Source organism: Streptomyces achromogenes, assembly GCF_030816715.1.
GTDB lineage: Bacteria > Actinomycetota > Actinomycetes > Streptomycetales > Streptomycetaceae > Streptomyces > Streptomyces achromogenes_A.
The window spans coordinates 8,764,492-8,778,782 of the sequence record NZ_JAUSYH010000001.1 but is presented as its reverse complement, the minus strand read 5'-3'; the positions used below and the strand labels follow the sequence as shown (position 1 = coordinate 8,778,782).

Here is a 14,291-nt window from a genome sequence, read left to right as displayed (position 1 = left end):
GCGACGGACGATGATCCGCTCCCAACGCTGGAAGGGCGCCGCCTTCACCGTGCCCTTCCAGCTCGGCTTCGTGTTTCTCTACCTGCTCCCGATCGGCTACGCGGTCTACGAGTCGCTGTACCGCGAGCAGCAGTCGGGGCTGGGGCTCGGTGGCTCCACCGAGACGTTCGCCGGGCTGGACAACTACCGGCACGGCGTGACCGACTCGGCGTTCATGGGCTCGGTCCTGCGGGTGGTGCTGTTCGCCTGCGTGCAGATCCCGGTGATGCTCGTCGTCAGCCTGGTCCTGGCGCTGTTCCTGGACGCGCTCACCTCCAAGGTCGCGGGCCGCTTCCGCATCCTCCTCCTCGTGCCCTACATGATCCCGGGCGTGGTCGCCGCCCTGGTGTGGATCAACCTCTACAGCCCCGACGTCGGGCCGCTGACCCCCTTCGGCAAGGTCTTCGGATTCGACTGGAACTTCTTCGCGCCGTCGATGGTGTGGCCGTCCATCGGCAACCTGCTCACCTGGCACGGGGTCGGCTACAACATGGTGATCATCTACTCTGCGCTCCAGGGCGTCCCGCGCGAGCTGTTCGAGGCCGCGCGCCTCGACGGCGCCTCCGAGCTGCGGATCGCGCTCAGCATCAAGATCCCGTTCGTCCGGGGCGCGCTGGTACTCACCGGCATGCTCTCCATCATCCAGATGCTGCAGATCTTCAACGAGCCCGCACTGTTCCGGAACATCACCCCACAGACGGTCAGCGACGGCTTCACTCCGATCATGATCATCTACAACCAGGCCTTCAACGCCGGCAACTACCACTACGCCGCGGCCCTTTCGGTGCTGCTCGCGCTGGTCCTCGGCGTCGCCTCGTTCCTCTTCTACCGACTGACCGCGAAGGAGGCCGACTGATGACGCTCATCGAGGAGCGCGCCGAGCCGCGCACTGTCCGACGCCTCGGCCGCCCCGACGCCGCCGCCCGCACCCGCGGCGGCCAGCGGTTCCTCCTGCTGGGTCTGGTGCTGGCCAGCATGTACAGCCTGTTCCCGGTGTGGTGGCTGCTCGTCGCCTCGACGAAGGACCGCACGGGCCTGTACCAGTCGAACGGCCTCTGGTTCTCAGGCTGGCACCTGTGGACCAACCTGCATCAGCTGTTCACCTATGAGGACGGCATCTTCCTGCGCTGGACCGCCAACTCGTTCCTGTACGCGGGTGTCGGCTCGCTCGGCGGCACCCTGCTCGCGCTGCTGACGGGCTACGGCCTGGCGCGCTTCCAGTTCCCGGGGCGCAATCTGGTGTTCGCGTGCGTGGTCGGCTCGTTCCTGATCCCGATCGCGCTGCTCACCCTTCCCCTCTACCTGCTGTTCTCGGAGATCGGTTGGGTGGACACGCCCTGGGCGATGCTGGTGCCCTGCCTGATCAACCCCTTCAGCGTCTATCTCGCGAAGGTCTACACCGAGGCGACGATTCCGTACGAGCTCCTGGAAGCCGCCCGGATCGACGGCGCCGGCGAACTGCGCATCTTCTTCAGCATCGTGCTGCGGATGATGACCACGGGCGGCGCGACGGTCTTCCTGCTGGCGTTCGTCAACACATGGAACGCCTTCTTCCTCCCCCTCACCGTGCTGCGCGGCGAGGAGAACTGGACACTGAACCTGGGCCTGTACAACTGGTCCGGCAAGCGCCTGGAATCCGGCGTCGACCTCACCGGTCTCGTCCTGACCGGTGCGCTGCTTTCCATCGTGCCGATGGCGATCATGATGGTCGCGATGCGGCGGTACTGGCGGAGCGGCGTCACGTTGGGGGCTCTCAAGTGAGCCCCGTACCAGGAGACTTCACGTGACCGTGCTGCACAACCCCGTCATCCGCGGTTTCGCCCCCGACCCCTCGATCGTCCGGGTCGGCGACTGGTACTACGTGGCGACGAGTTCCTTCGAGTGGTTCCCGACCATCCCCGTCCACCGCTCCCGCGACCTCGCCCACTGGGAGTATGCGGGCCATGTGCGCGGGGCCGTCCCCGGCGGCTGTCTGGCCGGGGTGCCCGACTCGGGCGGCGTCTGGGCCCCATCGCTGAGCTGGGACGGCGAGCGTTTCTGGGTGGTGTACGCGATCGTTCGGTCGGTGGGGACGCCGTACTTCGACGCGGACACGTATGTCAGCACCGCCACCGAGGTCGACGGCCCCTGGTCCGCGCCGCGGCGGGTCGCTAGCCACGGTTTCGACCCCGCGCTCTTTCATCACGAGGGCCGGCTGTGGTTGCTCAACCTGCAAAACGACCACCGACCGGGTGGACGCCGGTTCGCCGGGATCGTCCTGACCGAGCTGGACCGGAAGACGCTGAACCCGGTCGGTGGCACCCACTTGCTGCTGCAGCACGAAAGGCTTGTCGAGGGACCGAAGCTGGTGTTCCGCGACCACTGGTACCACCTCGCACTCGCGGAGGGCGGTACGGGTTTCGAGCACGGCGTGCGCGTGGCCCGCAGCCGCGCGCTCACCGGCCCGTACGAACTCGACGACCGCCCACTGCTGACGTCGCGGGACGACCCCTCGCTGCCTCTGCAGAAGGCCGGACACGGTGAACTGCTCCAACTGTCTGATGACAGTTGGGTGTTGAGTCATCTCACGGCGCGTCCGCTGGGTAGGGCGGCCGGCCCGCGCTGCACGCTGGGCAGGGAGACGGCCATCCAACGGGTGGTGTGGGACGCGCAGGGGTGGCCCAGGTTGGCGCACGGGGGTCACCATCCTGCGGTCGAGGTCGACGTACCGACGCGTCCGCACCCTCTCGTGGCCGCGCCCGCCGAGGGATTGGGCTGGCCGTGGAGTTCCCTGCGGGGCGCCCCCGACCCGTCCTGGGCCGACGCCGACACACGGCCCGGCTGGATCCGGCTGCGCGGTCGCCACGGTCCTGAATCCCGCTGGGCGCACAGTCTGCTGGCCCAGCGCATCACCGAGCACCGGGCGCAGGCCCAGGTCACCGTCGAGGCGCGGCCGGAGACCTTCACACAGGCCGCCGGACTGGTGCTCTGGTACAACACCGAAGCCCATCTGAGTCTGGACCTGACCTGGGCGGAAGCCGAGGGTGAGGAGCAGAGCGGGCAGCAGTGGCGCGGCGGCGGCCGCACGGTGCTGCGTCTCGTGGAGCGCGACGAGGCCGGCACGCGCGTGGTGGCCGACGCGGACATCGAGGCCGGGAACGCGGTGACGCTGGGCGTGACGGTCAATGGGGGCGAGGCCCGGTTCTGGTACGTGCGCAACGGGCAACGTATCGCGATCGGCGGGCCATTGGACTTCAGCAAGCTCTCCGACGACCACGGCTCGAAGCTTCGCTTCACCGGTTCGATGGCCGGCATCCATGCGGTGGATCTGGTGGACGCGGCGTTCTCGGCGGACTTCGCGGGATTCCGGCTCATCTGCGGGTGACAGAGGACAGGCGTCGCCGAGTTCGAAGTTCCGCCTGATCACAGCCCTCCAGACGAACTGGGCTTTCCTGAGGCTGTCTGCTCCACACCGTAGCCGGGTTGGATGATGCGTGTATCGATCATTCCGCGTGGGGCCGCCACAGCCAGCGCAGAGCGTCCGGAAGCAGGACGCCGCCGTGGTTGGCACTGTGTCCGCCGTCTCCCAGGACAAGGCGGAAGTCGTAGCCCGCTTCAGCGAGAGCAGCTGCCACACGCAGGTTTTCGGCGAGCCAGTTCCACCGTGGCTCATTCCAGTGCAGGTCGCGGTGGCCGCCTTGCATGAAGATGCGCAGCGGCTTGCGGGGGACGCGGGAGATGAGGTCCGGGTAGGGGTTGCCGTCCGGCATCTGCGCGAAGCTGGACAGGTATCCGATGACGCGGCGGAACTTGTCCGGACGCAGCCAGGCGGCGGTAAAAGCGCAGTTGCCTCCGCTGCTCCCGCCGCAGATTCCCCACCTTTCGGGCGACTGGGCGATGGTGTAACGCTCCGCAACCTGCGGGATGATCTCGGTGATGAGGAAGGTGACGTACCGGTCGTCGAAGGCGTCGTACTCGTTGTTGCGGTTCTTCGGGTTGTCCGCATGGGGGAAGACACCAGGATCGACGAACACGCCGATGGTGACGGGGATGTCGCCGCGGTGAATGAGGTTGTCCAGGACGATCGCGCCGCGTACCTCCCCTGCGGGGTCCAGGTACCACCATCCGTCCTGGAACACCATCAAGGACGCCGGTACCGCCGGGTCGTACTGTGCGGGCACGTGCACCCAGAACTTCCGGAAGGTTCCCGGGTAGACCTCGCTGCCGCTCCACTCGAACCCGACCGTCTCGCCGGCGGGCACGCCCGCCCGCGGTGCGGAATCGGGTCCGTGGATGTAGCGCACGTCCGACTGGTCGATCGGAAGTGGCTGGTACGGCATCTCCATGGTCACGGGGAGCAACCCTAGGGCGATCACCACCTTTGGCCGCAAGGGGTTTTCGTCCAGACGCTCCACCTCGCAGCCTCAGCGCGAGGTTGGGAAAGGCTCACCGACTTGCTGGAAGTCCCCTCTGCTGGAGACGCCTCAAGATCCTTTACGAGCTCGAAGGCACAACAGCCGCTCTCGGCTTACCAGATTCCTTCGATGATCTCGTCGACGATCTCGTCGACGGTGAGACTCCCTTGCGACTGGTCGTCCTGGAAAGGCACCGAGTCGAACGCGAATCCGTGCACGCCGTTGCTTCGCCTGCTCCTCGCTGTCCGCTTCGCTTCGTTCGCGTCCGTCGAAACGCTTCAGCGGCAGAAGCCTCGCGCCGGGCCCGCGCGGATTCCCTCAATCACCCGTCACCAGTGTGGCCGCGCGGTAACATCGCGGCGCGCCACGAGGGGGAGCCCATGACACCGCAAGGTCCGGGCGGGTCCGACGCGAGGGATCCGGAGGAGACGGAGCGCGCGCTGCGGCAGGCCGAGGCCCGGGGCGTCGGCGGCGCCGGGCTCGCGGACCTCCTCGACCGGTCCGCCGCCGCGCACAGGCGTCGCTTCTGGAACTCCGGCGACACCCGGGACCTGCACCGGGCGGTGGACCGCTACCGGCGGGCCGTGCGCGCCGACCCCGCCCGACGGGCCGTGTGGTCCAACGAGTTGGCGGTCAGCCTGACCGATCTGTACGACGTCACCGGCACCGCCGACGACCTCGCCGCGGCGCGGCGGGCGGCCGAGGAGGCGACGGCCGCCGCCGAGGAGGGCTCACCGCAGTGGGCGCGGTGCGCGGCGACCCTCGTGCTGTGCCTGTGGGACCTGTACGACGCCACCGGTACGCTCACCGACCTCAACACGGCGATCGACCTCGGCGACCGGGCCTCGGCCGCGCTGCCACGCACGGACCGCGCGTGGGCGCGGGTGCGCAGCAACGTCGGAATGCTCCGGATGGACCGCTACGAACGGCTCGGCGCCGCCGACGACCTGCATGGCGCGGTACGGCTCGCCGAGGAGGCCGTCGAGGGCGCGCACCTGGACGACCCGGAGCTGGGCGGCTGGCTGAACAACCTCGGCAACGCGCTGCTGACCCGCCACGGCACCCAGTTCCCCGACGGAGCCGCGCCCCGCCCCGGCGAGCGGATCGACCTCACCGACCTGGACGCGGCGATCGCGGCGTATCGCAGGGCCATCGAAGTCTCCGAGTGGAAGGTCGCGGGGCGGGCCACCTTCCTGTCCAACCTGGGCAACGCGCTGACCGACCGCGTCGAGGCGCTACGGCTGGGCGAGTCGCGCGAGAGCGGTGAACCCGAGCTGCGCGAGGCGGTGCGGGCTCTCAAGGAGGCCGTCGGCCTCACCCCGTCGACGGCCCCGTACCGGGCGAGCAGGCTGAACGTCCTCGGCGAGGCCCTGCGGGCGCTGTCCGAGGAGACCGGCTCGGCCGACGACGTCGACGCGGCGCGCACCGCGCTGCGGCAGGCGTGCGCGAGCGGCCTGTCCGTCGCCCCGGAGATGACGGTGGACGCGGCGCACAACTGGATCCGGTGGGCGATGCGGCGCTCGGCCTGGGACGAGGTGGGCGAGGCCGACGGCCATCTGCTGCGGGCCGCGGAGGCCCTGCACCGGGCGCAGTCGCTGCGCCGCCACCGAGAGGCATGGCTGCTCGCGTCCCGCGGGCTTGCTCAGGAGGGAGCCTTCGCGCTGGCCAGACAGGGCAGGCCGGAGGCCGCCGCGGTTCGCCTCGAACGTGGGCGCGCGGTGCTGCTGAGCGAGGAACTCGGTCTGGTCCCGGCCCTGTTGAATCGCCTGCCCGCACCCCTGCGGGACCGGTACTCCGACGCCGTCCGCCGGGTCCAAGAGGCGCTGCGGAACGCGGGCTGAGCGCCCGGCGGCCACCGGACGAACCCGATACGGCGGATACCGCGACGGCGGCCGGGGTATTCCTCATCAGGGCCCGTGGGGGCGGGCCACGATGAGGGGGTGGTCCGTCGTGGAACAGGGTCTGCTCGCCCGTATGTTCAGTCCGTACACGTGGCGGGCGAGGATCCGCCCGGTGCTGATCGCGGCGCTGCCGCCGGCCCTGCCGGTGGTGGTGCTGGTGCCGGACTGGTCGGCTGCGCGCCGGGTGTGGGCGCTCGTGGTGGTGTGCGGACTGCCGCTGCTGCTGGGGCAGTTCAGCCGGTCCCGTGGGCGGCGGCTGGAGCCGGCTCTCTTCGAGCGGTGGGGCGGCAAGCCGTCGGTGCAGCTGCTGCGGTGGCAGGGTCCGACGGGGACCGCCCACCTGGCCTATCTGCACGCCCGTATCGAGCAGATCGCGGGACCGCCGCTGCGGCTGCCGTCGGCCGCGGAGGAGCGGTCCGACCCGGCGGGCGCCGACGCCGTCTACGAGGTGGCGGGCACGGTGCTGAGGACCCGGGCGCGGGCGCTTGCGGGCAGTGAGCTGGTGGCGGAGGAGAACCGCGAGTACGGCTTCCGCCGCAACGCGCTGGGGCTACGGCCGCTGGCCCTGGGTGCGGGGGCCGTCGGTCTGCTCGGGGCGGTGCTGTACGCGGTGGTGGGCTGGCCGCCGGCCGGTTCCGCGAAGCCCGTGATGTGGGTGCCGCTGGTACTCGCGGAGCTGGGGCTGCTGCTGTTCTGGCTCCGGACGGTGCGGCCCGCCTGGGTGGAGGAGGCGGCGTGGACGTACGCCCGCCGCCTCATCGAGACGGCGGGCCTGCCCGATCCGGAGTCCCGGACGTCGTAGCCACCGTCAGGCGGTGGCGAGGGCGGGGTGCAGGACCGTGTCGCCGTTGCAGTACAGGGCGTAGAGCAGGCCGAGCGGATTGCGGTGGCCGACGGCGAAGTGCTCCCGGGTGGCACGGACCGCCTCGCCCATCGGCTCGCCGGACAGGAACCGGTCGAAGAAGGCGGTCGCCCAGGCCGCGGCGAACGGTGCGGGTGTGTCCGCCTCGGTGCCGAGCACGCCCCGGGAACGTTCGAGGAAATAGGTGAGGAAACTCGTCGTGGACGACGGCGAGGTGAAGGCGGTACCGCACGCGTTCAGCACGACGATGGGCAGCCCGGGCAGCGCACCGCCGTAGTCGTGGAGGGTGCGCAGGGGGATGCCGCCGTGGGCGTCCTCCACGGCGAGCCTGGCGGAGGCCGGTCCGCCGTCCTCGGGGTCGTGGGCGACGGCATGGCAGTAGAGGTAGAGGATCTCGGCGGGGTCTCCGTCACCGCGCAGGGCCTTCAGGACGGTGTTCTGCTGGTCGTGGACGGCGAGGCGGGTCAGCCCCCGGTCCAGGTAGCCGCGCCAGTACGTCTCCTGTCCCCGCACCAGATCGCGTTCGCCGTCCCGGTCGATGCTCCGGTTGAGACCGAGCGTGACGCCGAGGCCCGGCCGGGTGTCGATGGCCACCTCCGTGACGCCGCCGCCCGCGTCGGCGCAGAGGGGAATGCAGTCGACCTGATGGCGCAGGCCCAGGATGTGGCGGAAGTCGGCTTCGCGTATGTCCTCGACGGGGCACATGAGATGCCAGGGCAGCAGGGGCTGCTCAGTGACGAACTGCACGCTGCGCGGCGCGGACTCGGCGAGGTAGTCCTGGATCTTCCGCCCCACGGCCTGCAGTTGGGCGTCCGCACGGTCGAAGAACAGCGCGCGGAACATGCGGCAGCCGGCCTCGGCGAGCTGCGTGGTGTACCTCTCGTAGGCGTCCGGTGAGAGTTCGAGCCCGGTCACCGCGCCGCCCTCGGCGAGCGGTCCCCACTCGGTGGCCAGCATGCGCAGGGGTTCACGGGCGTCGCGGGCCACGGCGTCGAGGTCGACGTCCTTCTTGCGCAGGTGTGCCCGGTACGCGTGGCCGATGCCGCCGGAAACGACGATCTCGTAACTGTGGCCGTCGGGGGCCGGCCACAGGTGCACGGACAGCCCGCGGTCCCGCTCCCTGCCCACCGCGGTCCGGGACAGGCCGCGAGCGCTCGTGCGCACCGCCCACTCGCTCGCGTTGACGAGCATCGAGTGCACATAGGTGTTGCCGTGGAGGAACACCGCGTGGAACTGGGGAGTGCCGGCCGTGAGCGGTGTCACCCGGAAGCGGGCGCGGTCGGGCGAGGGGCCCTCGCGGGGCACGGTGAGCGTGTCGGAGAGGGGCTCCACCACGGCGTCGGCGCTGTAGACCCGTACGGTCAGGGACACGGGCCAGGCGTCCGGCTCGTCCAGATGCCCGAGGGGCGCCGCGACGGCCGTGTCCCGCGGGGTGTCGGCGAGGTCGAAGGCCAGCACCCACGCGCCCGGCACACCCGGGTCGCCGGGCTCGGCCACGGCGTTGATCCACCGGCCGGACGGGCCAGGCGGGTCGTCCGGCAGCAGGACGCCCGCCCGCAGGGCGAGTCGTCGGGCGGGGCGGCTGCCGGTCCCCTCCTCCGTGTCCGCCGCGCGGTCGGTGGGGATGGTCTTGCCGATCAGGGCCGGGGCGAGCCGCTTCCTTACCTCGGCGTGGCCGAGCAGCAGCCGCAACAGAACCAGGGCGCGGCGCTCGTACTCCATCGGCGGTGCCGTCGCCAGTTCCTCCACGGCGGTCAGCAGCCGAGGGCGCAGTTCGGGCCAGCCCTCGCCCACCAGGACCGGCAACTCGTACCAGAGGTCGATGAGTTCGACGAGAGCGGGATCGGGGTTCACTGTGCCCTCTCCGGATCGGTGTGCGTGCGGGTCACCCGGCCGGGTGTCACCGTCACGTCGGCGCCCGGCCGGTCCTCGGGCGGGTGGACGGCCCGGAATCCCCGCTCGGCGGCGAGCTCGGGGCAGGCGTACTCGGTGGTGCTGAGTGAGCGGTAGTTGAACCACAGCACGGGGTCTTCGTACCGCCGCGCGATCCGGGCTATGGCCCGCCGGTCGGGGTGGCCCGAAGCGGGCGCCGCTGGTGGAGAACAGCCAGTGACGGCAGTCCAGTCGGGCGAGGAGTTCCGGGCTGAGGTTACGGCTGCTGCCGTGGTGCGGCACCTTGCACAGGTCCACCCGGTACGGCCGTCCCCAAGGGGTGTCGTCCAGGCGGCGCAGACCGTCGCACAGGGTCTCGGCGTGCGCGTCGGCGCCGAACAGCACACGGGCGCCGTCGTACTCGGCGAGGAAGGCGATGCTCGACCGGTTCGGCACGGACTCGTCGCGGGCGTAGGGGCCCAGCGCCAGCTCCTCCCAGGCCACACCGGCGCCGCCGCCGCGCAGGACGTCCGGGGGCGCGGCGGTCTCGGGGGCGAGTCGTTCGCGTTCGGTCTCCTCCACCCAGCGCGTCCAGTCCCGGCTCAGGTCCAGCAGAGCGCCCCGCTGCGGGGACAGCAGGGTCAGCCGCAGCCCCCGGACGTCGAATTCGGGCAGCGCCCCGCCGACCGGGACGGCGACGGCGCGCCCGTTGAACCTCGTGTTCCAGGGCTGGTCCACCAGCAGCCGGGAGAAGGTGTCGGCCTGGACGTGGCTGAGGACGTCGCCGAGGATCTGGCGGTCGCCGTTGAACCACACCTCGTCCGCGGTGAAGCCCTCCGGCGGATCGCGGAACAGGGGTATCAGGCCGCCGATGTGGTCGGCGTCGAGATGGGTGCAAACAACGAGGTCGAAGGCGCGCTCGGCGACCGGCTGTCTGCGGAACCGGGCGGCGAGGCCCTCGGGCAGCCGGCCGCGTCGGCCGGCCCGCCCGCCGTCGACGAGCATGCGGCGGGTGCGTCCTTCGTACGTCCACTCCACCCAGAGGCAGTCGCCCTCTTGGGCCGGCAGTGCTTCGACTCTGATCACGTGCGGCCCGTCACGCCCCGAAGTGGCCGAAGCCGGCCCAGGAGTGGAGGTCGGCGAAGGAGCGCTCGTCGTCCTCCTGGAACTCCAGTGCCAACAGGAGTCCCTCGGTGGTCTCGTCGTCCGGCAGCCAGGGCTCGCCGGCGACGAGGGCCTGCTGGAGGAGGGCGAACCGTTCGCCGTTGGGTACGTCGCGCAGCCAGGTCTGGGCGTCGCGCAGCGCCGTGGCCGGGTGGGCATCCTCGGTGCGCCAGCGCCGGTAGAAGTCGGTCATGAGGAGCGCGGCCGGTACGTCGGGCAGCGACCACATGGCGGCGACCACCCCGGCGACGCCCGCCTGGAGCAGTCCGCCGGGCAGCGACACCACCTCGTCCGGCAGGACGGTGCCCGGCAGATACGACTCGCAGGCGGACAGGACGGCCAGGCGAAGCGTCAGCCGCAGCGCCAGCAGGTCGCGCAGCCGCAGTTCGTCGGTGCCGGCCAGCAGCAGTCCGCTGTCCAGCGGGGTGAGCAGGTCGGCCTGCCCGTGACAGGCGAAGTGCGCGGCGTCGGCGTCGGCGAGGGCGTCGCGGACCGCGGCAGCGTGGGCAGCCGGGCCGCGCAGCACAGTCGTACGGGCCGGGAAACCGGCCGCCGCCGCGCGGGCCTCCTGCTCCGCCGAGCCCAGGGGCGACCGTCCGGCCGGGTCCACGACGACGGCCAGCCGCTCGACGCGGCCCCCGGCCCGTGCGCGGGCCGAGGTCAGGGAGCGGGCGTTGGGCACATAGCTGAGGACGAGGTCGTCGAGGGCGTACCGGCGTCCGGTGGGTGTCGCCGCGTCCTCGGTCCAGGCCGCGTGCAGGGGCAGCAGCCCGAGCAGGCCTCCGGCCACCAGGACGGCGCCGTCAAAGGCGCGCAGGGCGTCGCAGACCGGGCCCATGAGGTCGTCCCACAGCCACTTCGTGGTCGTCTCCAGGGACTTCTCCCACTGCGTCAGCCGTCCGGCGCGGTCGGCCGCATACCCCTGGTGGGCGTCGTCGTGGGCGCGCGCACGGGTGCGCACCGCCTCGGCGGTCAGGGCGGGCAAGTCCACCTGGCGTACGTCGTGGTCGTGCACGACGAGCGCGACTCCGCCGCGTTCGGCCGCCGAGAGGTACACCAGCGGCTGCTCCTCGGCGGCGCGGTGGACGTCCTCCTCGGTCGGTTCGGGCAGGAAGTCCTCGAACCCGTCGAGCTGCCGGATCTCGTCCACGACGGCGTCGAGTTCGCGCCTGGCCGCGCGGATCTCCTCGAAGCGGTCCACCCCATCACCCCCAGCGGTCGGCTCCTTCACCGATCCGGTGGAACTCAGCGTAGATGAACACTCACACTGGGGAGGCGAGTCGACCGTTCGAGAGGGAGTGCCGGTGACCGACGACCGGGCCGAGGCGGCGTACCGGGCACGTGACCGGTATGCCGAGACGGGTGATCCGCAGGCGGCCCGCGAGGCCGTGGAACTGCTGCGGACGCTGGCGCGGGAGGAGCATGTCGCCGCACATATGGATGAGTTGGGCGGTGCGCTGCTCGATCTCTTCGAGGCGGAAGGCGAGTTCGCGGTGCTCGCCGAGGCACTGGAGGTGCACGAGGAGCATGTGCGGCTCGCCCGGGACGCCGACTCGCTCAACAACCTGGGCAACTGCCTGCGCGTCTGCCACGACGAGACCGGTGACGAGCATCTGCTGGAACGGGCGCGGGAGGTACTCGAGGAAGCCGCCGAGTTGTCCCCGGCGAACGCCACGGTCGCGGACAACCTCGGTCTCGTCCTGACGGACCTGTACGGCGCCGAGGGCGAACCCGCGCTGCTCGACCGCGCCCTGGAGCTGCACACGCGTGCCGTGCTGCACGGCGCCGCCGAGGATCCCAACCACCTGCTGCACGTGACGAATCTGGCCTCCGCCCACATGCACCGCTACGACCGCGCCGGCGATCCGGCCGATCTCGACGCCTGGGCCGAGGGCTGCGCACGGGCGGTGGCGCTCACCCCCGCCGGATCCCCGAACCTGCCGCTGCGGCAGGCCAATCTGGCCCTCGCCCTGCTGGAGCGCCACGCCCGACGCGGCTCTCCCGCCGATCTGGCCGACGCCGTGCACGCCGCCCGGCGGGCCCACGACACGAGTCCCGCCGACGCGGCCGACAGGGCCCGGCAGTCCGGTGTCCTCGCGAACGCGCTGATCCGGAGGTACCACGAGGAAGGCGATCCGGGGGACATGGACGAGGCGACCGTCCTGCTGCGCGCCGCCACCGCGGATCGTCCCCAGGGGCACTCCAATTCGCCGCACCTCTGGAACAACCTCGCCCGCACCCTCCTGGAGCGCTACGAACGCGACGCGGACCCTGCCGAGTTGGAGGAGGCCGTCGAGGCAGCGGAGCACGCGGTGGACCTGCTCGACGGGCCCGAACCGCTGCTGCCGCTCTGTCTGAACACGCTCGGCACGGTGTTCACCGCGCGCTATCTGCACCACGGCGACGAGGAGGACCTGGAGCGGGCCGTGGCCTGTCTGGAGCGGTGCGCCCAGCTTACCGACGAGTCGGCCCCGGCTCTGCCCGGCAGGCTGACCACTCTGGCCGTCGCGCTGGCGCACCGCTACGAGCACACGCGGGAGATCGCCGATCTCGACCGTTCCGTCGGCCTGTTCGACACGGTCGCCGAGCTGCGCCCCGAGCGCCCCGGTCCCGCAGACCTCAACAACCGCGCGCGCGGCAGGATCCGGCGCCACCACCGCACCGGGGACCCCGGGGACCTGGCGTTCGCGCTGGACCAGCTGGAAGCGCTGGTGGCGGCCACGCCCGAACGGGCCCCCGGTCTCCCGCTGTACCTGGAGAACCTGGCCGAGGCCCTGCGGCTGCGGCACGAGTCCACCGGGGCGGCCGACGACCTGGAGCGGGCCGTGGCGGCGCTGCGCCGGGCCCTGCGGCTGCTGCCGCCGCGGGCTTCCCGGCGGCCGGACCTGCTGGGCGGTCTGGGCAACGCGCTGCTCGACCGGTTCGGCGTGACGGGCTCGGTCGTGGACCTCGACGAGGCGGTCGCCCTGCACCGCGAGGCAGTCGCCGCACTCCCCGCGGACGCGCCGGGCCGCGCCGGCGCCCTCAACGACCTGGCGAACGCCGTGCGGGAGCGCCATCAGCACCTCGACGCGCCGCACGACCTGGACGAGGCGGTCGCCCTGCTGAACACGGCGGTCGCCCTGGCCGGACGCACTACCCCCGACCGGCCGGTGTTCCTCGACAACCTCGGCAACGCCCTCATGGACCGCTACGAGCGCGACGCCGACCCGGGCGACCTCGAGACGGGCCTCGCCGCCCATGCCGAGGCCCTGGACCTGCTGCCCGCGTCGGCGCCGGAACGCGGCCGGATCGCCGCCAACACCGGGGGCGCGCTGTGGCGCCGCTGGCGGCTGAACGGCGCGCGGGCGGACCTGGACGAGGCGATCGCCCTGCTGCGGGAGGCGGTCGACGCGACGCCCCCGGCGTCCCCGGACCGTCCGCTGCGGCTGAACAACCTCGGCTGCTTCCTGCGCGACCTGCACGGCCTCACCGGGACGGAGGACGACCGGCGGACCGCCGCGGCGGCGCTGGAGGAGGCGTGCCGGTCGGGGGCGGAACGCGGACCGCGCTGGGCCCTTGAGGCGGCGCGCAACTGGGGTAGCTGGGCCACGGCGCGCGGGGCGTGGCCGGAGGCGGCCGCCGCCTACCGATTCGGTCTCGACGCCCTGCGCACGGCGTATCGCGGCCAGGGGATGCGCCTGCACCGGGAGAGCTGGCTGAGGATCGCCGACCGGCTGCCCGCGGACGCGGCCGAGGCGTATCTGCGCGCTGGTGACGTCCCGGGTGCCGTACGGGCCCTGGAGGCGGGCCGGGCGGTGCTGCTCAGCGAGGCGCTGCTGACCGGGGACGCCGCTCTCGAACGGCTGGTGGCCGCAGGACATGGCGCGGTGGCCGACCGCTACCGCCGTCTCGTGGACCGGCTCGCCCGCCTGGAGAACCCGCGCGACGACACCCGTTCACACCCAGCCGGACGCCCACGGTGAGCCGGCCGCCCACGACGGGCCGGACGCCCACGCCGGGTCGGCCGGACGCGGTGGGCCGGGCTGCCGCTGTCGTGCGGCGGCTTCGGGAGTGGCG

9 protein-coding genes are annotated in these 14,291 nt (G+C 71.9%); 6 read left to right on the top strand and 3 right to left on the bottom strand.

What is annotated here, in order from left to right; genetic code table 11:
- The first annotated feature begins 10 nt into the window (after positions 1-10).
- The 3 genes from QF032_RS38570 to QF032_RS38560 are packed head-to-tail and all read left to right on the top strand — an operon-like array spanning position 11 to position 3,403.
- On the top strand, positions 11-895 hold the full coding sequence (locus tag QF032_RS38570; RefSeq protein ID WP_307059747.1) for a carbohydrate ABC transporter permease: 885 nt from the start codon (positions 11-13) through the stop codon (positions 893-895).
- Entirely contained in the window at positions 895-1,800 is a 906-nt protein-coding gene (locus QF032_RS38565) for a carbohydrate ABC transporter permease (RefSeq protein WP_307049311.1), read from the top strand. Before QF032_RS38570 ends, QF032_RS38565 begins: the two co-directional genes overlap by 1 nt.
- 22 nt (positions 1,801-1,822) lie before the next feature.
- The gene (locus QF032_RS38560) at positions 1,823-3,403 is read left to right on the top strand and encodes a family 43 glycosylhydrolase (RefSeq protein ID WP_307059746.1); all 1,581 of its coding nucleotides are present in this window, start codon (positions 1,823-1,825) and stop codon (positions 3,401-3,403) included.
- Positions 3,404-3,521: 118 nt separating this feature from the next.
- Here the strand turns inward: QF032_RS38560 and QF032_RS38555 are convergent, their stop codons facing one another.
- Entirely contained in the window at positions 3,522-4,364 is an 843-nt protein-coding gene (locus tag QF032_RS38555) for an alpha/beta hydrolase (protein WP_307060533.1), read from the bottom strand.
- 449 nt (positions 4,365-4,813) lie between these two features.
- Here QF032_RS38555 and QF032_RS38550 point away from each other — a divergent pair, with 449 nt between their 5' ends.
- Positions 4,814-6,274 (top strand): hypothetical protein, encoded by a 1,461-nt coding sequence (locus QF032_RS38550; RefSeq protein WP_307059744.1) that lies wholly within the window; start codon positions 4,814-4,816, stop codon positions 6,272-6,274.
- 109 nt (positions 6,275-6,383) lie between these two features.
- On the top strand, positions 6,384-7,136 hold the full coding sequence (locus QF032_RS38545) for a hypothetical protein (RefSeq protein WP_307059742.1): 753 nt from the start codon (positions 6,384-6,386) through the stop codon (positions 7,134-7,136).
- A gap of 6 nt (positions 7,137-7,142) precedes the next feature.
- Here QF032_RS38545 and QF032_RS38540 read toward each other — a convergent pair whose 3' ends face one another.
- Both QF032_RS38540 and QF032_RS38535 read right to left on the bottom strand, forming a co-directional pair.
- Entirely contained in the window at positions 7,143-10,154 is a 3,012-nt protein-coding gene (locus QF032_RS38540; RefSeq protein ID WP_307059740.1) for an MBL fold metallo-hydrolase, read from the bottom strand.
- Positions 10,155-10,164: 10 nt separating this feature from the next.
- Entirely contained in the window at positions 10,165-11,433 is a 1,269-nt protein-coding gene (locus tag QF032_RS38535; RefSeq protein ID WP_306945073.1) for a CHAT domain-containing protein, read from the bottom strand.
- Between the two features lie 103 nt (positions 11,434-11,536).
- Between QF032_RS38535 and QF032_RS38530 the strand changes: the two genes are divergently transcribed.
- Positions 11,537-14,197 (top strand): tetratricopeptide repeat protein, encoded by a 2,661-nt coding sequence (locus tag QF032_RS38530; protein WP_307059738.1) that lies wholly within the window; start codon positions 11,537-11,539, stop codon positions 14,195-14,197.
- Positions 14,198-14,291: the final 94 nt, after the last annotated feature.

Coding starts and splice junctions, on each gene's coding strand:
- QF032_RS38550 (WP_307059744.1), top strand. CDS start 4,814: ATGACACCGCAAGGTCCGGGCGGGTCCGACGCGAGGGATCCGGAGGAG.
- QF032_RS38565 (WP_307049311.1), top strand. CDS start 895: ATGACGCTCATCGAGGAGCGCGCCGAGCCGCGCACTGTCCGACGCCTC.
- QF032_RS38555 (WP_307060533.1), bottom strand. CDS start 4,364: ATGGAGATGCCGTACCAGCCACTTCCGATCGACCAGTCGGACGTGCGC.
- QF032_RS38570 (WP_307059747.1), top strand. CDS start 11: ATGATCCGCTCCCAACGCTGGAAGGGCGCCGCCTTCACCGTGCCCTTC.